The sequence below is a fragment of the Enterococcus sulfureus ATCC 49903 genome, assembly GCF_000407605.1.
GTDB classification, from domain to species: Bacteria; Bacillota; Bacilli; order Lactobacillales; family Enterococcaceae; genus Enterococcus_G; species Enterococcus_G sulfureus.
This window is the reverse complement of sequence record NZ_ASWO01000001.1, coordinates 611,173-630,708: the sequence shown is the minus strand read 5'-3', so window position 1 is coordinate 630,708 and position 19,536 is coordinate 611,173. Positions and strand designations below refer to the sequence as shown.

At 38.9% G+C, this 19,536-nt stretch carries 18 protein-coding genes; 14 read left to right on the top strand and 4 right to left on the bottom strand.

The window, feature by feature from the left end; genetic code table 11:
* Positions 1-263 precede the first annotated feature (263 nt).
* From I573_RS02850 to I573_RS02835, 4 genes are all read left to right on the top strand, one after another.
* Positions 264-1,982 carry a DUF2264 domain-containing protein gene (locus I573_RS02850; RefSeq protein ID WP_016185072.1) on the top strand — a complete coding sequence of 573 codons (1,719 nt, stop codon included), beginning with the start codon at positions 264-266 and terminating at the stop codon, positions 1,980-1,982.
* Entirely contained in the window at positions 1,979-2,809 is an 831-nt protein-coding gene (locus I573_RS02845) for a hypothetical protein (protein WP_016185071.1), read from the top strand. Before I573_RS02850 ends, I573_RS02845 begins: the two co-directional genes overlap by 4 nt.
* A gap of 64 nt (positions 2,810-2,873) precedes the next feature.
* Positions 2,874-4,037, top strand: coding sequence for a glycoside hydrolase family 88 protein (locus tag I573_RS02840; protein WP_016185070.1), 1,164 nt, complete (start codon positions 2,874-2,876; stop codon positions 4,035-4,037).
* A 4-nt stretch (positions 4,038-4,041) separates the two neighbouring features.
* The gene (locus I573_RS02835; protein WP_016185069.1) at positions 4,042-5,841 is read left to right on the top strand and encodes a glycoside hydrolase family 35 protein; all 1,800 of its coding nucleotides are present in this window, start codon (positions 4,042-4,044) and stop codon (positions 5,839-5,841) included.
* On the opposite strand, the gene I573_RS02830 is transcribed toward I573_RS02835, so the two are convergent.
* The gene (locus I573_RS02830) at positions 5,838-6,545 is read right to left on the bottom strand and encodes a GntR family transcriptional regulator (protein WP_016185068.1); all 708 of its coding nucleotides are present in this window, start codon (positions 6,543-6,545) and stop codon (positions 5,838-5,840) included. The two genes, I573_RS02835 and I573_RS02830, sit on opposite strands and share 4 nt — an antisense overlap.
* Before the next feature lie 210 nt (positions 6,546-6,755).
* On the opposite strand from I573_RS02830, the gene I573_RS11370 reads away from it, so the two are divergent.
* From I573_RS11370 to I573_RS02790, 8 genes are all read left to right on the top strand, one after another.
* Positions 6,756-7,676 carry a PTS sugar transporter subunit IIAB gene (locus tag I573_RS11370; RefSeq protein WP_016185067.1) on the top strand — a complete coding sequence of 307 codons (921 nt, stop codon included), beginning with the start codon at positions 6,756-6,758 and terminating at the stop codon, positions 7,674-7,676.
* 14 nt (positions 7,677-7,690) lie between these two features.
* Positions 7,691-8,485 carry a PTS mannose/fructose/sorbose/N-acetylgalactosamine transporter subunit IIC gene (locus tag I573_RS02820; RefSeq protein ID WP_016185066.1) on the top strand — a complete coding sequence of 265 codons (795 nt, stop codon included), beginning with the start codon at positions 7,691-7,693 and terminating at the stop codon, positions 8,483-8,485.
* On the top strand, positions 8,478-9,296 hold the full coding sequence (locus I573_RS02815; RefSeq protein ID WP_211213382.1) for a PTS system mannose/fructose/sorbose family transporter subunit IID: 819 nt from the start codon (positions 8,478-8,480) through the stop codon (positions 9,294-9,296). Before I573_RS02820 ends, I573_RS02815 begins: the two co-directional genes overlap by 8 nt.
* Before the next feature lie 14 nt (positions 9,297-9,310).
* On the top strand, positions 9,311-9,958 hold the full coding sequence (locus I573_RS02810; protein WP_016185064.1) for a bifunctional 4-hydroxy-2-oxoglutarate aldolase/2-dehydro-3-deoxy-phosphogluconate aldolase: 648 nt from the start codon (positions 9,311-9,313) through the stop codon (positions 9,956-9,958).
* 1 nt (position 9,959) lies between these two features.
* Entirely contained in the window at positions 9,960-10,955 is a 996-nt protein-coding gene (locus I573_RS02805) for a sugar kinase (protein ID WP_016185063.1), read from the top strand.
* An 18-nt stretch (positions 10,956-10,973) separates the two neighbouring features.
* Entirely contained in the window at positions 10,974-11,816 is an 843-nt protein-coding gene (gene kduI, locus I573_RS02800; RefSeq protein ID WP_016185062.1) for a 5-dehydro-4-deoxy-D-glucuronate isomerase, read from the top strand.
* A 15-nt stretch (positions 11,817-11,831) separates the two neighbouring features.
* On the top strand, positions 11,832-12,635 hold the full coding sequence (locus I573_RS02795; RefSeq protein ID WP_016185061.1) for a gluconate 5-dehydrogenase: 804 nt from the start codon (positions 11,832-11,834) through the stop codon (positions 12,633-12,635).
* 268 nt (positions 12,636-12,903) lie between these two features.
* On the top strand, positions 12,904-13,923 hold the full coding sequence (locus I573_RS02790; protein WP_016185060.1) for an ROK family protein: 1,020 nt from the start codon (positions 12,904-12,906) through the stop codon (positions 13,921-13,923).
* A gap of 32 nt (positions 13,924-13,955) precedes the next feature.
* Here the strand turns inward: I573_RS02790 and I573_RS02785 are convergent, their stop codons facing one another.
* Together I573_RS02785 and I573_RS02780 are read right to left on the bottom strand one after the other, a co-directional pair.
* Positions 13,956-14,582, bottom strand: coding sequence for a sugar O-acetyltransferase (locus I573_RS02785; RefSeq protein WP_016185059.1), 627 nt, complete (start codon positions 14,580-14,582; stop codon positions 13,956-13,958).
* 13 nt (positions 14,583-14,595) lie between these two features.
* Entirely contained in the window at positions 14,596-14,979 is a 384-nt protein-coding gene (locus tag I573_RS02780) for a VOC family protein (protein ID WP_016185058.1), read from the bottom strand.
* A 179-nt stretch (positions 14,980-15,158) separates the two neighbouring features.
* On the opposite strand from I573_RS02780, the gene I573_RS02775 reads away from it, so the two are divergent.
* Entirely contained in the window at positions 15,159-15,956 is a 798-nt protein-coding gene (locus I573_RS02775) for a Cof-type HAD-IIB family hydrolase (protein ID WP_016185057.1), read from the top strand.
* Between the two features lie 56 nt (positions 15,957-16,012).
* Here the strand turns inward: I573_RS02775 and I573_RS02770 are convergent, their stop codons facing one another.
* The gene (locus I573_RS02770; RefSeq protein WP_016185056.1) at positions 16,013-16,555 is read right to left on the bottom strand and encodes a TetR/AcrR family transcriptional regulator; all 543 of its coding nucleotides are present in this window, start codon (positions 16,553-16,555) and stop codon (positions 16,013-16,015) included.
* Between the two features lie 151 nt (positions 16,556-16,706).
* Here I573_RS02770 and I573_RS02765 point away from each other — a divergent pair, with 151 nt between their 5' ends.
* A complete protein-coding gene (locus tag I573_RS02765; protein ID WP_016185055.1) occupies positions 16,707-19,478 on the top strand; it encodes an MMPL family transporter in 2,772 nt (923 codons plus the stop codon).
* The last annotated feature ends 58 nt before the right edge of the window (positions 19,479-19,536 follow it).

Here is a 19,536-nt window from a genome sequence, read left to right as displayed (position 1 = left end):
ATGAATTTTTGTTTAGTCATAGTTTTACTTAGTAAAATCATAGCGTTTGGATCAGAATGAAATGGTAAAAATTTAGTTTGCAAATACAATACTATTTATCTCAATTGCGTAATAAATAAAAATATATATTTACCGAATATGGTTTTTTATTGTGTTAGTTAAATATTCGGTATATAATATAAATAAATAAGTTAACATATTATCTTTTGGTTTATTGAGCCACACATAAATATAAATAAAAAAGAAAAGGGGTGTGAGAGTACATGATACAAGCGTATCTTGATCCGAAAGCTTTCCAAGATGTATTAGAACGATTGATGGAACCTTTGAGATATCAAATAGAAAATGAAGATTATCTCGGAATCCATTTGGGTGAGAGTGGTGCTGTATATGATACGAGACGTGCCGATATGGAAGCGTTGATCCGTCCATTGTGGGGACTAGCTCCGTACTGGACCACAAAACCAGATCCAGTTTTACAACAAACCTACATCAAAAAGATCGTACAAGGAACGACACCGGATTCTGCTGATTATTGGGGAGAGATAAAAGACTATGATCAATATATTGTCGAAATGCCTGCGATCTGCTTGTTTTTAGTCTTGCACCAGACACTTTGGCAACAAGAAACGAGTGCGATAGAGCGAGAGCAAGTATTTTGTTGGTTAGAGCAAGCCTTATCTAAACGCATACCACGGAACAATTGGACGTTTTTTAAAGTCTTGATCCGCATGACGCAATACCGATATGGACGTGAGTTGGATCGGGCTGCTTTACAACACGACCTCGAGTTGATCGATACGATGTATTGTGGCAATGGCTGGTATTTCGATGGTAAAGAGTCCCAAAAAGATTATTATATCGCGTTTGCGTTTCATTTTTATGGCTTGTTATATGCTAAGTTTATGGCACATGAAGATCCAACTCATGCAGCGTGTTTTATCGAACGGGCAACGAAATTCGCGCAGTCGTATCGCTATTATTTTGATGCAGAGGGTGTAGCGATCCCATTTGGAAGAAGTTTGACGTATCGCTTTGCTCAAGGATGTTTTTTTTCCGCTTTGATCTTTCTGAAATTGGAAGCGATACCATGGGGCGAGATGAAATGGATTCTCTCCAAACATCTAAACTCTTGGATGGAAGCACCGATATTTACTTTAGATAAGCGTTTATCGATTGGGTATTGTTATGAAAACCTAGTGATGGCAGAAGGCTATAACGCTCCAGGATCACCTTATTGGAGTTTTAAATTTTTTCTATTATTAGCTACATCACCAGAACATCCTTTTTGGGAAGCAACACCAATCAAACCAATAAAAGAGATGTATCATTTGATCAAAGAAGGGAATATGTTGGTCACCACGACAGCTGATCAGTCGCATGTCTTAGGGTATCCTGCTGGACTATCTTTAGTAGGGCAAGCACATGCGGCTGATAAATACAGCAAATTTGTCTATTCGACGAAATTTGGTTTTAGTGTCGCAAAAGCGGCAGAGACCTATAGCCAAGGAGCTTTTGACAACACACTAGCGATTGCATACGAAGACACTTATTTTAGAAGTAAGCACGAGGTAAGTTATTACGAGATGACCGCTTCTTCTGTTCAATATACTTGGCAACCGTATCCTGAAGTCGAGGTGAACACTACGATCTATCCGTTAGACCAGTGGCACGTTCGAGTCCATGAGATCGTAACGACAAGAACGATCACGGTAAAAGATGGCGGATTTAGTGTACCGTTAGAGAACGCAGAAGATCATCCGATCGATTGTAAAGGACGTAAAGTCGTGTCAGGAGATCTGCACTCGAGTATTTTGGGGATTGAAGGTTATCACGCAGCAGACAGTGTACGGCCTGAGCCTAATACGTCGTTATATGCTAATCGGACCATCTTTCCTTACGTAACAGCTACCTTAGCACCAGGAACCCATCGCTTGATCTCATTAGTAGGTGGAGAATATATCAAGGAGGAATCATCATGATAACAATCGAATTAAAAAATCATGAACACCAAGTGATCACCGGTCCGATCGATCATGAGAAAGAGGTAGGAGCATATCGGGTAACCGCAAAAGAACAAGCGGTATTAGGGATCAAGGATTATACCTATCAACTAGGAGATTATATTGATGTTCGTTTTGATACTAAAGAAAACTATGTCGTCGTCCAACTGGATGAAACGTTAGCACCTGCTTTGTTATATATCCCTGAAGACACGTGGCGTTATCAAGTGCTTACGAAAGATACGGACAAAAAAGCGCTGGTCGAGACTGCTTTTTCAGCGAAACGCCATCATATCATGGTGCGGTATGCCTATCCTTTTGAGATCACCAATTATCAAAATCTTACCCAAAATACTCATGATCAAAAAGCAGGATCTGGAGCTTTTCCTCATGCCTATGCCAATGTGGAGACGCGCGATGATGTAGTCTTTTTTGCTAAAAATGCGATCGATGGGAAATATGCCAATCAGTCACATGGATCCTATCCATTCACCTCATGGGGGATCAATCAAATGCCTGATGCTGCTTTAACGATCGACTTTGGAAGTGAAGTGGAACTCGATCGGATTCAATTGCTGTTTCGTGGTGATTATCCCCACGATAGTTATTGGGAGCAAGTGACGATCACGTTTTCTGATGGGACTAGTCAGAGAATGGACACGACGAATCGACTTGATTTTCAGACATTTATTATCGAAAAAAAGCGAACACGTACGATCACGTTTTCGCAGTTGCTCAAACATCAGGATGCTTCATCGTTCCCAGCATTGACCCAGATCGAAGCTTTTGGACGTCGGATTTTATAGCAAAATTTTTTTAGCGTTTAAATTTAATATATTAACATTTTAATTTTTAGAACGGAGGTTTTGTATGTCTGTACAACAAAATAAACAACGATTGCTCGAGTGCTCCAAACATCTATCACAAAAGTGGCTTCAAGAACAACTTCAGTTTTGTATTGCTAAGATCCGTCACAATATGATCCGCTTCCAAGATGATTTTCCTTCAGCATGTGCAACAGATGGGAAATATCGTATCAAAGGCAATGATGATTGGACGAATGGCTTTTGGACGGGGATGCTATGGATGTGTTATGAACAAACAGGAGACAGGGTATTTTTTGAACAAGCGACACGTAACTGTGAAAGTTTCAAACAGCGATTAGCAGATCATTATATCCTTGACCACCACGATATTGGTTTTTTATATAGTCTATCGATTGGTGCAGGATGGCAGCAGACGAACAAAGAAACATATAAAGAAACACTGATTTTAGCTGCGGATCGTTTAATCACTCGCTATCAGGAAAAAGGCGAATTTATTCAAGCTTGGGGAACGTTGGGCGATCCTAAAGAATACCGATTGATCATCGATTCCTTGATCAATCTGCCACTATTGTTCCAAGCATCGCAACTTTCAGGTGATCTAAAGTATCAAGCGATCGCACAAAAACATTTTGATACAGTACTTTCTACGGTGATCAAACCAGATGGGACGACGTACCATACTTATTATTTTGATCCTGAAACCGGGATGAAGACATATGGCGCAACACATCAGGGAAACAGTGATGAATCGATTTGGGCTCGTGGTCAAAGTTGGGCCGTATTAGGGATACCACTAGATTATAAATATCTAACAAATCGATTATTTCCAAGTATCTATCCGGCGATCGTCGATGTGTTTTTAAATCATTTACCAAATGATCTGATTCCGTATTGGGATTTTGATTTTAATGATGCTCAACCTGATGCAAAGGATAGTTCAGCTGCAGCGATCGTGGCTTGTGGTCTACTAGAAGCATCATCACTTAAGGTCTATCCCGATGCTGAGGCATGTGCGAAAGGTTTGATCGTTCAACTAGGAGAATACTATACCAGTCGAGACAAAATAAATGAAGAAGGGCTATTACTTCATGGAGTGTATGCGTATCACGAAGGCAAAGGTGTCGATGAGGCAAATCTTTGGGGCGATTATTTTTATTTTGAAGCGCTCATGCGTATAGCACATCCAGAATGGAATAGATATTGGTGAAAAAATGACAACATTTGAAATCAAAGAAGAATTCCTGATCGACAATCAGCCAATGAAACTGATCAGTGGTGCGATCCATTATTTTCGTATGACGCCAGCACAGTGGGAAGATAGTTTATACAATTTAAAAGCTTTGGGCGCAAATACGGTCGAGACATATATCCCTTGGAATATTCATGAGCCACAAAAAGGGACATTTGATTTTTCCGGTAGGCATGATGTAGTATCGTTCGTTCGCCTAGCACAAAAAATGGGACTTTACGTGATCTTACGTCCGAGCGTCTACATTTGTGCAGAATGGGAATTTGGCGGATTGCCAGCATGGTTATTGCAAAATAAACAACTGCGCTTGCGTTCGACTGATCCTATTTTTATGCAATACGTCTACGATTATTTTTCCGTCTTGTTACCTAAATTATTACCGTTGCAGATCACACAAGGCGGTCCGGTCTTGATGATGCAAGTCGAAAATGAATATGGATCTTACGGTATGGAAAAAGAGTATCTACGTCAAACAAAAGCGATCATGGAACAACTAGGAGTGGAGGTGCCTTTATTTACTTCTGATGGTTCATGGGATGAAGTCTTAGATGCCGGAACGCTGATCGAAGAAGACGTATTTGTGACTGGAAATTTTGGAAGTCATTCAAAAGAAAATAGTGCTGTGCTGGCTGATTTTATGGCCCGTCATGGTAAAAAATGGCCAATCATGTGTATGGAGTACTGGGATGGATGGTTCAATCGTTGGGGCGAGCCGATCATTACGCGTGATCCAGCTGAACTTGCACAAGATGTCAAAGAGATGCTGAAGATCGGTTCACTGAATCTGTATATGTTTCATGGAGGGACGAATTTCGGGTTTTACAATGGTTGTTCTGCTCGTGGCACGACCGATCTACCTCAGATCACTTCGTATGATTACGATGCATTATTGACTGAAAGTGGCGAGCCGACAGCAAAATACTATGCGGTACAACAAGCGATCAAAGAAGTTTGTCCTGAAGTACAACAAGCTGCACCACGTACGAAAAAACTCCAACATTTAGGGGTATTTCCTGTGACTAATAGCGTATCCTTGTTTGCGACACTAGATGCGATCGCACCAAAGATCCAATCGACCTATCCGCAAACGATGGAAGAAGCTGGGACAGGGTATGGCTATATGTTGTATTCATTAACGTTGAAAAATTATCGTCATGAAACGAAGATCAAGTTAGTGGAAGTTAGTGACCGCGCACAACTTTATGTCGATCGACAATACCAGACGACTCAATATCGAGAAGCGATCGGTGAAGAAGTCTTGATCAGTGGAAAAGAAGAGCAAGAAACGATCGCATTGGATATTTTGGTGGAAAATATGGGCAGAGTAAATTATGGATTTAAGCTGAACAATCCGACGCAATCAAAAGGGATCCGCGGAGGTGTGATCCATGATATCCATTTCCATCAAGGCTATACGCAATCATCATTGAACTTGGATGCTGAACAGATCGCTGCAATCGATTTTACTAAAGAAGCTGATCCTACACAGCCTTCGTTTTATGAGGTAGACTTCACGTTGGCTGAGGTTTGCGATACTTATATCGACTGTCGTCAGTATGGTAAAGGAATCATCAGTGTCAACGGACATCTACTTGGTCGTTATTGGAACCAAGGACCTACGTACACTTTATATTGTCCGAAAGAATTTTTGATAACCGGAAAAAATAAAGTCGTAATCTTTGAAACAGAAGGAAGCGAGATCAACGAACTCGTATTTAGTGATCATGCTCTGACTGCAAAACAAATAGAAGTAGAAGCTTAATCCGCTTCTACTTCTATTTTTGTTTTAAAGTAACGCCAATGTTTATAACTGATGATATATTCGGCGACACTTTTATCGTCTAGGTAAGTATGCTTGACTTGTTTGACTGCAGGCTCACGAAAACTGAGTTGTAAAAGAGCCATTAATGGTGCATGTTCTGGAAAGACGATCTCATTAGTCTCTACTGAAGACAAAGAGAATAGATCGATATTGGAATCTTTTCGTACACGCTCATAAATGCTACTAAAAGCTGAAAGATCATCAATCAACGCTTCATTGATCAAAGATTTTGGCATATGTGTGATATGGACTAAAAAAGGTGTTTCTTCTACTGATCGAACACGTACGATCTTATAGTAGCTTTCGTCTTTTTTTAAACCGAGTTCTGCTAAGATCTCTGGATCAGACTCTTCAGTGATACTAAGCACTTTGATCGTTTCTTTATCTGGAGAATGGTTCTCGATATCTGAAAACTTGACTGTCTGAGCGACTTTTGATTTTGAAACAAAGGTTCCTTTTCCTTGTATCCGATAAAGATAGCCAGCGGTCGTCAATTCATTTAAGGCTTTCACTGCTGTGATCGAACTGACTTCGTATTTCGCTTTGATATCGGCTTCTGAATAGAACTTATCGCCAGGAATGAATTTATGTTGTTTGATCTCTGTAATGAGATCCCGTTTTATTTTTTGATATTTTGGGATCATAAATTTCTCCTCCTTAAACGTTTTCACTTTGAGTATAACATGTTAATTTAGAAAATTATAGCAAGAAACCGCTAAAAACAGCTAGGAATAAAAAAATTCAATATCTTAACATATTGAATTTACAAACCTAACATATTATGATATATTAGGTTTGTAAATAGCAAAAGCACTTCATTCGGTCCACTATTATTTTATTTAGGAGTGATTCACGTGAGAACTATTTTATTAATCAGTCATGGCGACATGGCACACGGTGTAAAGTCCACACTGGAGATGATCATTGGGAAGCAAGATACGATTCATGCTCTATCGCTTAATGAGGGCGAAGACAATTTGATTTTTGAAGAACGCCTACTAAAAAAAATGAAAACCTTTACAGGAGAAGTGCTGATTATTGCTGATCTTCTAGGTGGTACGCCTTGTAACACGGCAATCAAACATTACGTAGACGATCCAAACGTTACTGTTATCGCAGGACTTTCTTTACCTCTTGTAATTGAAGGCGCTACCAATTTTTCGTTATCCAATCAAGAACTAATCAAAAGTGCTCGTCAAGGAATCTTAGATGTCAAAATGGCCTTGACGCAAGTTGAACCTGAGCCGGAAAATCCGATAGCAAAAAAAGATTACAGTCATTATGCTGGAAAAGCAGTGATTGTCAATGCTCGTATCGATGAACGATTGATCCATGGACAAGTAGCTGGAATCTGGACGACAAGCTTGGATACCCAGCGAATCATCGTTGCAAATGCAGATGCCGCAAATGATCCGTTACAAAAATCATCTCTTCGTCTTGCTGCACCGTCTACGATGAGACTATCTGTGTTAGCACCTGGAAAAGCTGCTGAAAATATCAATAAAGGAAAATATGGGAAACAACGTATTTTCTTATTGTTCAAAACACCAAATGATGTTTTAGATTTTGTGAACGCGGGAGGGAAGATCGAAACCTTAACAGTAGGAAATATCAGTTATAAAGACGGCGCGAAAGAAATCACGAAGAGTATCAAATTGATGCCACAAGAAGAAACGATTTTTACAACCTTAGCCGATAGTGGTATGACGATTAAAGCACAGCTTGTACCAAATGATCCAGCAATCGACTTTATCAAAAAGATGAACGACAAATAAAGGAGGACTAACTCATGCATATCTCCACATTACAAATCATACTAATTACAGTCTATGCGTTTATTGCCATTAATGATTCTTTGATTTCCAATACGTTGACTCAGCCGGTCATTGCCGGGATGATCTCGGGTCTGATCATGGGTGATTTGACGACCGGTTTGATGGTCGGCGGAACGTTACAGTTGATGCGTCTAGGGATTGCAGCTTTTGGTGGTGCATCGGTACCCGATTATTTCACCGGTGCTGTATTAGGTACGGCCTTTGCGGTAATTTCAGGTAAAGGTGCCGAATATGGGATTGGTTTAGCAGTTCCGGTGTCACTCCTCATGCTTCAGTTAGATGTCGCAGCTCGTTTTTGTAACGTATTTTTATTACATCGTATCGACAAAGCAATCGATCATTTGCATATCAAACGAATTCCTAAATTGGTTTTATCAGGTTCTATTTTCTGGGGTCTTTCTCGTGCAATCCCGATTTTTATCATGTTGATTCTAGGAGATGCAGCAGTAATTGCGTTAACAGACAATATGCCTGAATGGTTGATGACTGGATTAAAAACTGCTGGTGGTGTATTACCTGTTGTCGGTATCGCAATTTTATTACGCTACTTACCAGTTAAACAATTCGTACCGTACTTGCTTTTAGGGTTCTTCTTAGCCGCTTACTTGAATATCCCGATGATGGGGGTATCGATAATTGGTGTCATCGCTGCGATGTTCGTTTTTAAACGTGATACAACAAAAGAAGTAGCCACTACTACTGTTTCTGGAAATCAAGATTTTGAAGGAGGATTTGATGGTGATGAGTAAAGACAAAACTTTGACTAAACAAGACTTAAATAGAATTAGCTGGCGTTACATTTTAGGAAGTCAATTGAACTGGAACTACGAACGAATGATGAGTTCAGGTTATCTTTACGCGATGATGCCAGCATTGAAAAAATTCTATGCTGAAGATGAAACACAATTCAAAGATATGATGCATACACACAATCAATTCTTCAATACAAATGCGATTTTTGGAAACTTGATCATGGGGATCGATTTGGCGATTGAAGAAAAAGATGGCTATAAAGCAAAAGATACGATTGTAGCGTTAAAAACAGCGTTGATGGGTTCATTAGCTGGGGTCGGTGATTCATTATTCCACGTGATCTGGGGAACGATCTTTGGTTCGATCGCAGGAACATTAGCTCAAAAAGGATCGATCGTTGGATGTGTACTTTGGATCGTTGCCAATGTCGCCTTGTTATTCGGACGTGCGGCCTTATTACCATTAGGGTATAAGCAAGGAACGAAACTAGTAACTACCTTAAAAGATAAGTTGTCAGCGTTTACAAATGCAGCGACTGTGTTAGGGATCACTGTGATCGGTGCGTTGATCCCATCTGTAGTCAAAGCAGCCGTGCCATTTGTCTATAAACACAATGGAGTAGAGTTAGTCTTCCAAGATACATTAGATGCGATCTTACCTGCTTTGGTTCCTGTATTGTTAGTAGCGGTAACGTATTGGATGTTAGGACGTAAAAAATTGAATTCTACTCGCGTGATCTGGATCGTGTTAATTGCTTCTATTGTCTTAAGCGCTTGTGGATTATTAGGACAACCTATTCCTAAATAGAAAAGAGTGAGTCTATGCAACGAGTTGAGATCTTAAAAAAAATCAAACAAGCAGGGATCATCGCTGTAGTCAGAGGTGATTCAAAAGAAGAGGCGATCGCGTTTAGTGAAGCGCTGATCGCAGGTGGTATCTTAGGGATCGAGATCACCTATACGCTAGATCAAGCTTCAGAGATCATTGAAACTTTACGTCACACTTATCGTGATCGTCCTGAAGTTTTGATCGGAGCAGGAACTGTTTTGGATGCAACGACAGCGCGTTTAGCGATTTTAGCAGGCGCAACCTATATCGTAAGTCCAAGTTTCGATAGTGAAACAGCACGTTTATGTAATCTATATCAAATTCCCTATTTACCTGGTTGTATGACGATCACGGAGATGAATGAAGCTTTGAGTAGTGGTGTCGATATCATCAAGCTGTTTCCAGGAAACCTCTATGCGCCTAAAATGATCCATACGTTCAAACAGCCACTTCCACAATTGAACATTATGCCGACTGGTGGCGTCGATCTAGACAATATGAGTGAGTGGTTCAAACAAGGTGCAGTTGCTGTCGGTGTCGGCAGTCATTTTATGAAAGTATTCCAAACAAAAGGGGTAACAGAAGTGACAGCTTTAGCTAAAGAATATAGTACTTTGTATCAGCAGATTGTGAGGGAGTGAGATGGCAAAGATCTTAACGTTAGGTGAAATCATGTTGCGACTATCGACTACGACCGGTCAACGATTGAATATGAGTCCTACATTAGCAGTTCATTACGGTGGTGGTGAAGCCAACGTAGCGATCTCTTTAGCCAATTATGGTCATGAAGTCGCTTTTGCCTCAAAAGTACCCAAAAATGCTTTAGGAAAAAGCGTACGCCAACATCTCCAACGATATGCTGTCGACACAAGCAAGCTACTTGTAGGTGGGCCACGCCTAGGGACGTATTACGTGGAAAGTGGTAGCGGAAGTAGAGGTGCTGCGGTCATATATGATCGCGCACACTCTAGTTTTGCTGATTGTCACATTGAAGAGTGGCAAGATCTATTTCAAGATGTCGAGCTATTTCATATCTCAGGAGTCACGCCTGCTTTATCGAAAGAATGGGCCCAACAGACAATCTCATTGGTCAAACAAGCCAAAGCAAGCGGCTGTAAAGTCAGTTTCGATTGTAATTTTAGAAGTAGTCTTTGGAATAGGGAAGAAGCTAGCCTTATTTTTAAACAGATTTTACCATTTGTCGATTATTGTTCCGCCGGGATATTAGATGCATGTTACTTGTTCGATATTCCTGAAAAAGAACAAGCTACGATCGAGTATTATTATGAGCAGATGCATCAGTTATTTCCCAATGTCCAGTATTTTTATAGTACCAAACGTACGGTTCATTCTTGTGCGTATCATGAGTTGCAAGGAAGTGTTTGGTCTACAGCTGGATATTTCGAAACAGTACGTTACGATATCCCCGATATAAACGATCGAATCGGTGGAGGCGATGCTTTTAGTGCCGGTTTTTTATATGGGATCTTAAGTGGCCAGACCGCTCAAGAAGCCATTGGATTTGCCACGGCTGCAGGTGTGCTCAAACATACCGTAGCAGGCGATTGTAATCAATTTTCAGTTGCCGAAGTAGAACGATTTCAAACTCTAGGATGCACTGGGAAAATCACACGCTAGATAAAAAGGAGTAGACATATGCAAAATATGGATCAACGTTATACCCATAGTCCAAAAGATATCCGCCATTATAGTACACAAGAATTACGAGAAGAATTTTTAGTCGAACACGTATTTACACCCGGAACGATCCAATTGACCTATACGTATAATGATCGAATGATTTTTGGTGGTGTGACACCAACGGATAGCCATTTAGAAATTTCACTATCCACAGAATTAGGTGTCGAATACTTTTTAGAACGTCGTGAACTAGGCGTCATCAATATCGGTGGCCCTGGTCAGATCACGATCGACGGTGTGACCGAAGCGATGAAAAAACAAGATGGCTATTATATCGGAAAAGGTACTAAAGAAGTTCGGTTTACTTCAGATGATCCTACCGATCCAGCAAAATTTTATATCAGTTCAGCACCAGCTCATCATCGTTATCCAAATGTCAAAATTTCGATCGATACGATCACGCCTTTAGTGACGGGAGAAAAAAATACATTAAATGAACGCAAAATCTATCAATATATCCATCCCAACGTTTGTGAGAGTTGTCAATTGCAAATGGGCTATACGATCTTAGCTACCGGAAGTGCGTGGAATACGATGCCATGTCATACTCACGAACGACGAATGGAAGCCTATTTGTATTTTGATTATGCAACACCAGATACACGAGTATTTCATATGATGGGCACACCGGATGAAACCAAACATCTAGTCGTCGCAAATGAACAAGCCGTGATCTCACCAAGCTGGTCGATTCATTCTGGCGTTGGAACGAGCAACTATTCCTTTATTTGGGCGATGTGTGGTGAAAATATCACCTATACGGATATGGACGTTGTCGCAATGGATGAACTAAAATAAGAAAAGAGTGAGTGTATGGAATTTGAGATGAATCAGTTTCGTCTAGATGGAAAAGTCGCTTTAGTCACCGGCGCGGTTCATGGTATCGGTTTTGAGATCGCGCTCGCTTTACATGAAGCAGGCGCTAAGATCGTCTTTAATAATCTTTCGCAAGAATCAGTCGAAAAAGCGATCCGTAATTTTGAAGAATTAGGTGTCGAAGTATCGGGATATGTCTGTGATGTAACCGATGAAGAAGCGGTCAAAAAGATGATCGCCCAGATCCGACTTGACGTTGGACCGATCGATATTTTAGTCAATAATGCAGGTATCATCAAACGCGTTCCGATGATCGAGATGGACGTGGAAGAGTTTCGTCAAGTCGTCGATGTCGACTTGACAGCACCATTTATTTTAGCCAAAGCAGTCATCCCAGATATGATCGAAAATGGTGGTGGAAAAATCATCAATATTTGTTCGATGATGAGTGAACTAGGTCGCGAAACGGTCAGTGCCTATGCCGCAGCTAAAGGTGGCTTGAAAATGTTGACACGTAATATCGCCTCCGAATATGGCCAATTCAATATCCAATGTAACGGGATCGGTCCTGGATATATCGCAACACCTCAAACTGCTCCATTACGTGAAGTTCAAGAAAATGGCGAAGCACATCCATTTGATCAATTTATTATTGGTCGTACACCTGCTGCACGCTGGGGGACACCGCAAGATCTAGCTGGACCTGCTGTTTTTCTAGCATCGGGTGCTTCAGATTTTGTAAATGGACACGTATTATATGTTGATGGTGGGATCTTAGCGTATATCGGCAAACAACCTTAAATAAAAAATAGAGAAAAATACTTTTGATAATACTATTTACGAGTATTATTCAAAAGTATTTTTTATTTATAGTATTATTTATAAAAATTTGAAATATTTTATGTATCCTATCTAGAGTTATTCCTTTTTTATTTTAGAACAATAAATAGAGTCTATATTCTAAAATAAACTTTATAAGCAATTGCTTTTTTTAATATTGCCTTGTAAAGTCAATATAGCTGAGTAAATCGATTATGTATCTCCGATCGATTAGAAAGGATACCAAGCTATGAAAAAAGAAATCAACATTATTCGCGAACAAAATCTAAATGCTGTGAAACACTATTTTTTCACCCATCAGTCAGCGTTAAAAAGTGAAGTAGCGGAACAGACAAATATTAGTATCGTTACCATTAATTCGTTGATCAAACAATTAGTAGCAGAAAATATCATCATTGAAGGCGATAAAATCAAACCAAATCTGGGGCGACCTTCTAATATCTATCATTTTAATTACCATCATGCGTATTTTTTATTGATCAGTGTGGAAGAAGTTACGCAAGAAAATGAAAAGAAATTAGCATTACGAGCCAATGTTGTAAATCTTGCTGGCGAGATATTTTTTGAGGAAACCTGTTTATTTACGACGTTTACAATAGACTACTTTTTAGAACTTATCGAACAATTTTTAGCTCAAATTGAAGAATATCCAATCAAAAAAATCGGGATCTCGTTTCCTGGAAAAGTGTATCAGAAGAAAATCGTGTCGAGTTGGTACAATAAATTCAATGATTGGGAACTCGAAACGCAAGTGGAGGATCGTTTTCACTTACCGACGTTTATCCAAAACGATGCGCATCTGGTTACGATAGGTTCGTCTTTGCTTCATCACGTAGAGCGTGAGCAAACGGTCGTTGGGATTTTCTATCCGGATCGTAGTATGCCAGGGATCACGCTTTTTGCTCAGGGACATTTGATTGAAGGACGGCACCATCTAGCTGGTGAAGCCAAATATTTACCTAATTTGATCAGTCAAAACGTAACGGAATCAACATCAGCTTTAAAACAGCATTTAGTCGAGATCTTGGAAATGTACAATGCCATAATCGCTCCTGATCGCTTTATTATTTCTGCGGATGCTATCAAAAAATCAGAGCTTGAAGCAGCTATTTACAATTCTGCTATCTTGGATAAACAGATCAATACAGCAGAGATCTTTATCGAAGAGCAATTTGCCTTGTCTTTAAAGATCGGTTTGTTGTGGCTCGTCACACCAGAAGAAGGGTATTACCGAAACGAACCTACTTGACACTATAACTAAGTGTCAAGTAGGTTCGTTTTTTAGTGAGTTGATTTTTTCGCTTCGTACTGTGCTTTTAATTCGGTCCATTTTGTTGTATCTTGTTCAGAGAGTTTGCGGATAACGCGAGCGGGATTTCCTCCAACGATCGTACGACTTGAGACATCCTTTGTCACCACAGCACCAGCGGCCACGATCGCTCCTTCACCGATCGTCACTCCAGGCAGAATCGTGGCATTCGCACCGACCCATACATTGTCTTCGACGGTGATCGGTAAGCCAAATTCCAATTGTGTATTTCGAATTTCAGGATCGGTAGGATGCCCAGCTGTATAAAAGCCAACTCGTGGTCCGACCATCACATTATTGCCAAAAGTAATGCGATTGACATCTAAAAAGATACAATCCATATTTGCATAAAAATGGTTGCCTAGTGTGATATGACGACCATAATCGACATAAAAAGGTGGAGTAACATGGAAATGGTCTCCAACCTGTCCGAAAAGTTCTCGTTCTAACTCATGGATTTTGTCGATATTTTCAAGTGGTTCTTGATTGATTTGTTGCATGATTTTTTGTCCGTGGATCGATTTGTTTTCAGGTTGGATACCAGAAGCGAGATATAATTCGCCATGTAGCATTTGTTCGTAATCAAAGTCTTTTGTCATTATGTTTTCTCCTTTATTTATCTGCCATCAGTTCGAGTAGATTGCCTTCAGGATCTTGAATGACCGCTTCGTAATAGCCGTCCCCCGTAACCCGTGGCCCATTTAATAACGGGTAACCGTCTTCATTTAGTCGTTTGACCAATTTATCGACTTGTTGGCGAGTGCCGACAGCTAGTGCCATATGAGTATAGCCAAAGCTTTCCGCAGCACGTGGGGTCAAAAATTTCTTCGTCGTCAATTCGATGCGACTGCCCGTCTTGAAGGTTAAAAAATAAGATTCAAATAACGTTTTAGGATTTTGGTATTTTTCGTTACTTACAACATCAAAATAAGTTTCGTAGAAGTGTTTCATGTTTTCTAAATCGTTAACATATAGCGCAATATGATCGATGTGCATAAAATTCTCCCTTCTTAGTTCTTTCCAGTATACCGCTTTCAATTTATTTTATAAAGGGTATTTAAGAAATCGTAAAATAATAGTATTTTGTGTATAAATGAAGTATATTATAAATGTACTTTAAGAAGTCTTTTTTCTTAGTTAATTCGATACAAAATAAACCTATTGGAGTGGATAAGATGATCAAATTAATTATTACAGATCTAGATGGTACATTTTTAAATAGCCAGCATACATTTGATAAAACTTATTTTGAGAGCGTTTTTAAAGAAATGAAGCGAAAAAATATTGCTTTTGCAGCGTGTACAGGGAAACAATGCGAACGGGTAGAGGAGTTACTTGGTCCAGAATTTTTAAAAGATATCTGGATTCTAGGTGACAGTGCAACTCGTATCAAACGTAATGGGCAATACATTTACGAGTCTTTATTACCAAATAAAACCGGCCTTCAAATCATTGAAAAATTAGAAGAGATCGCTTCAGACCATACGATTATTGCTTGTACACCGACAGCAGCTTTTATTCATGCGGACACTCCAGCTGAGATCAAACAAGTCGTTCGGGGATCCTATGCCGTAGTCAAAGAGTTGGATTCATTGGCGACGATCTCAGAGGATTTTGTTAAGATCACAGTCTTTGATTCATTTAAACGTTGTTTTGAAAACGTCAAGCAACTGCAAGCATTTGAGGACCGAGCGTTTATCGTCGCTTCAGAAGCCGCTTGGATCGATATTACAAATCTAAATATCCATAAGGGAACAACAGTCAATGAGTTGCAACAACTACTAGGTGTGAACAAAAATGAAACAATGGCATTTGGCGATGGGTATAATGATATGGAATTATTTGAACAAGCAACGTATAGTTTCGCAGTTCAAAATGCTTTTGAAGAAGTTAAAGAAAAGGCAGCTTTTGTGACGAAGTCAAATGACGATAACGGAGTGTTACGAACAATTGAAATGATGATCGCTTTATAAGGATAGATAAAAAAACAAGACCAATCTTTCTCGATTGGTCTGATTTTTTTATAGGTTTATTTCTCCATTTTTTTTAACAGTGTACTGATACTATCTGATAATTCGCTTTCGGTAACCTCTAATTTACCGGTCAACCAATCGACTAAAATTCCCATCACACCATGAATCGTATATAAGACTTCAATTTGTTCTTGGATATTATCTGGGGCAATTTTTTCTTCGTGAAGAATTTTTTCTTTAAAGACTTCTTTGACTTTATTGAGAACTTGGTTGTCCATTCCATGTTGAATATAGATCAGAAAAATATATCGTTCTTTGGCGATATAAGCGAGTAAATCTTTAAATAAGTAGTCGAAACTTTCATGTTGTGCGTAAGGATACTCAACGTCGAAAAATGAAATCAAGTCAGCGATCGTATCGTTGATCGTTTGTTCATAAAGATCGTATACATCGGTGTAATGAAAATAAAATGTCCCTCGACCAATATTTGCACGTTTCGTAATTTCGGAAACGGTAATCTTAGCAATCGGTTTATCGGCGAGTAAGTCTAAAAAAGCTGTTCTAATTGCTTGTTTTGTTTTAATGACACGTCGGTCCATTTAGATCTCCTTTTTTGTACAATTATTTGTGGGATGTTCGATTTTGTACAATTGTCTTTTGATTGCACATTGGAAGTTTCGTTTCTTTTTATTATAGTGAACATACAAATTTTATTCAACAAGTGTTCGATAAATAAAAGGGGGATTTAGTATGTTAAAAAAAATAGGAGGAAATTATCGGTGGTCGCTGATTCTTTGGCTCGTTTTATTTGGTGTTGCGCTTTTTACGATGCCAAATACTTCTAAACTCGTACAAGAGCAAGGTCAAGTGACCTTACCTAGTTCAATGCAAAGCGAAGTAGCAAAAACGCTAGGTGAAAAATTTGGGAATAGTACGACCGATGAAACGATTATTTTAGTCATGCATCATCAAAACTTATTGTCAGATACTACTCAAAAAATCGTTAAGCAAAAACTGCAACAACTAGAAAATAAAAAAGAAGATTATCATATTCAAGCGATTCGAAGTGTGGAAACAAATCCAGATAGTTCAACTCAACTGATTTCAAAAAATAAGCAAACCGAGCTTGTATTGATTACGTTAAATAATAAAGAAACACTTGATGAAGATGCCAAAGCGATTCGTCAAGCGATGAATGATAAGGCATTTGACACCTATGTGACCGGTAGCCAGTTATTAACTAATGAATTTTCGCATACGACCGAAACAGGGATCAAAAAAACGGAATGGATCGCCACGATCTTTATTTTAGTCGTCTTGATTTTGTTGTTCCGCTCACCGATTGTACCACTACTTTCGTTAAGTACAGTGGCGTTATCATTTATCATTGCATTAAACATCGTCATGAATCTTGCAAAATACATAAATTTTCCAATCTCTGATTTTACACAAGTTTTTTTAGTCGTTGTGCTATTTGGGATCGGAACAGATTACAATATTTTATTATATGACAAATTTAAAGAGGAATTGGCTAAGCCGCAAACACACCAAGCTGCAGCTAAAAAAGCTCAACGTTTTGCTGGAAAAACCATTGTGTATAGTGGCGTGTCGGTATTGATTGGTTTTGCAGTGTTGAGTTTTGCAAAATTTTCTTTTTATCAATCGGCAGTAGGAGTCGCAATCGGTATCGCCGTTTTGATACCTGTACTTTTGACGTTAAATATGTTTTTTATGCTGACTTTAGGTCAAAAAATGTTTTGGCCTATCCGTACTTTATCGGCTGAAAAAGAAAATAAGATTTGGCAAAAACTCTCTTACTTTGCAACTTTACGACCGATTTTAATTTTAGCCATACTCGGTATTTTCGGGGGTGTCTTATATGCTAATACACAGCAAACTTTAAACTACGATACTTCAGATGAAATTGCAGATTCTAATCCAATCAAAAAAGGATATGTTTTGATTCAAGAAGAGTTTTCAAAGGGAATGTCAGCTCCAACAACATTATACCTTCAGATAGATAATTCTTTAGTAACCCAAGAAAATCTCGCTACTTTAGACGGAGTAACTGAACTTATCAAAAAAAATACTGGTGTTAAACAAGTATTGTCTGTTACACAACCATTAGGAGAAAAAATCAATGCACTGTATCTATCGCAACAATTATCGGATACGACAACTGGCTTGGAACAGTCAATTGAAGGAATGAATAAGATAAAATCTGGTTTGAATCAGATTATAGAGCAACTCGATAGTTCAACCACTGATTTATCAGGGGTCAATCAACTTGCGACAGGGAGTCAAACACTTGCACAATCTTCATCTACTTTCTCTGAAAACTTAGCGCAATATGCGGCTAGTGTTAATCAAGTTGATGAAAATCAAGCCCAATTAGCGCAAAAAATGAGTCAATTAAATGCTACGATTGACCAAATGGCTATTCAAAATCCTGATACAGCGGTATTCCAGGAGAGTCTATCGCAACTGACACAACAGATGACATTGCTCTCTAATTCTTTGTCTTCACTAAATCAAGCTGGTGCTCAATTGACAGCTGCATCTAATGAATTGACACAGGCAACTAATCAGACTGCAGCGGGTGTAGAACAAGTTGATGCACAGTTGCAGCAGACGGCTACGCAAACAGCAACGTTAAAAGAAAGTTTACAATCAATGGTTTCTGGAAGTGATGAGATTATTAGTGGATTGACTAAGATTCAATCATACACAAAAGAAGTCGGTGAATCTTATGTAGGGAATACATTCTTTATTCCCAAAGATCAACTAGATTCTAAAGAATTAACTCAATCTTACGACAACTTCTTATCAAAAAATCGTGAAGTGGCACAATGGACGATTATTTTAAAAGATGATCCTAATAGTAGTAAGGCAGTTCAAACTCTAGATGAAATTCAAAACGATGTGAGTGTTTATTTAAAACAGGCTTCACTAGACAATACAACTATTGCTTTGGGTGGACAGACGTCGCAAACAGCTGATCTTAAAGAACTATCTCAAACTGACTTCACAAGAGTAGCAGTAATCATGTTAACTGGTATTTTGATTATGCTCATACTAGTCACAAAATCTATCATGCAGCCTGTTATGATCATACTGACCCTGATTCTAGCTTATATGGGTTCACTAGAAGTAACGGTTTGGATTTCTAAACTATTCTTTGGCGCATCGACTCTAACTTGGAATACTCCATTTTTCAGTTTTATCATGCTAGTATCATTAGGAGTCGACTATAGTATCTTCTTTATCATGCGTTACCAAGAAGAACGTTTAGAGCGAAATCCTATTCCAGTAAATGCAATCAAAAAAGCGGCCGCAGCAATCGGTACGGTAGTCTTATCGGCGATTATTATTCTAAGCGGAACTTTTGCTGCATTGATTCCTTCTGGTATTATGACCTTAATCCAAGTCTCGATTACTGTTATCGTAGGTTTACTGATTTTATTTATTAGTTTACCACTGATATTATCTGCTTACATCAAGCTGACTTACAAAGAGGAATAAGATGAAAGTTGCTTGTGACATAAGTTACTAAAGAAATCGCATCGAAAAGGAGAATTTT

Bases quoted from the DNA above. Each gene is read 5' to 3' on its own strand.
- I573_RS02775 (WP_016185057.1), top strand. From the start codon at position 15,159: ATGATCAAATTAATTATTACAGATCTAGATGGTACATTTTTAAATAGC.
- I573_RS02790 (WP_016185060.1), top strand. From the start codon at position 12,904: ATGAAAAAAGAAATCAACATTATTCGCGAACAAAATCTAAATGCTGTG.
- I573_RS02795 (WP_016185061.1), top strand. From the start codon at position 11,832: ATGGAATTTGAGATGAATCAGTTTCGTCTAGATGGAAAAGTCGCTTTA.
- I573_RS02835 (WP_016185069.1), top strand. From the start codon at position 4,042: ATGACAACATTTGAAATCAAAGAAGAATTCCTGATCGACAATCAGCCA.
- I573_RS02780 (WP_016185058.1), bottom strand. From the start codon at position 14,979: ATGCACATCGATCATATTGCGCTATATGTTAACGATTTAGAAAACATG.
- I573_RS02845 (WP_016185071.1), top strand. From the start codon at position 1,979: ATGATAACAATCGAATTAAAAAATCATGAACACCAAGTGATCACCGGT.
- I573_RS02840 (WP_016185070.1), top strand. From the start codon at position 2,874: ATGTCTGTACAACAAAATAAACAACGATTGCTCGAGTGCTCCAAACAT.
- I573_RS02850 (WP_016185072.1), top strand. From the start codon at position 264: ATGATACAAGCGTATCTTGATCCGAAAGCTTTCCAAGATGTATTAGAA.
- I573_RS02820 (WP_016185066.1), top strand. From the start codon at position 7,691: ATGCATATCTCCACATTACAAATCATACTAATTACAGTCTATGCGTTT.
- I573_RS02815 (WP_211213382.1), top strand. From the start codon at position 8,478: ATGAGTAAAGACAAAACTTTGACTAAACAAGACTTAAATAGAATTAGC.
- I573_RS02830 (WP_016185068.1), bottom strand. From the start codon at position 6,545: ATGATCCCAAAATATCAAAAAATAAAACGGGATCTCATTACAGAGATC.
- I573_RS02765 (WP_016185055.1), top strand. From the start codon at position 16,707: ATGTTAAAAAAAATAGGAGGAAATTATCGGTGGTCGCTGATTCTTTGG.
- I573_RS02810 (WP_016185064.1), top strand. From the start codon at position 9,311: ATGCAACGAGTTGAGATCTTAAAAAAAATCAAACAAGCAGGGATCATC.
- I573_RS02785 (WP_016185059.1), bottom strand. From the start codon at position 14,582: ATGACAAAAGACTTTGATTACGAACAAATGCTACATGGCGAATTATAT.
- I573_RS02805 (WP_016185063.1), top strand. From the start codon at position 9,960: ATGGCAAAGATCTTAACGTTAGGTGAAATCATGTTGCGACTATCGACT.
- I573_RS02770 (WP_016185056.1), bottom strand. From the start codon at position 16,555: ATGGACCGACGTGTCATTAAAACAAAACAAGCAATTAGAACAGCTTTT.
- kduI (WP_016185062.1), top strand. From the start codon at position 10,974: ATGCAAAATATGGATCAACGTTATACCCATAGTCCAAAAGATATCCGC.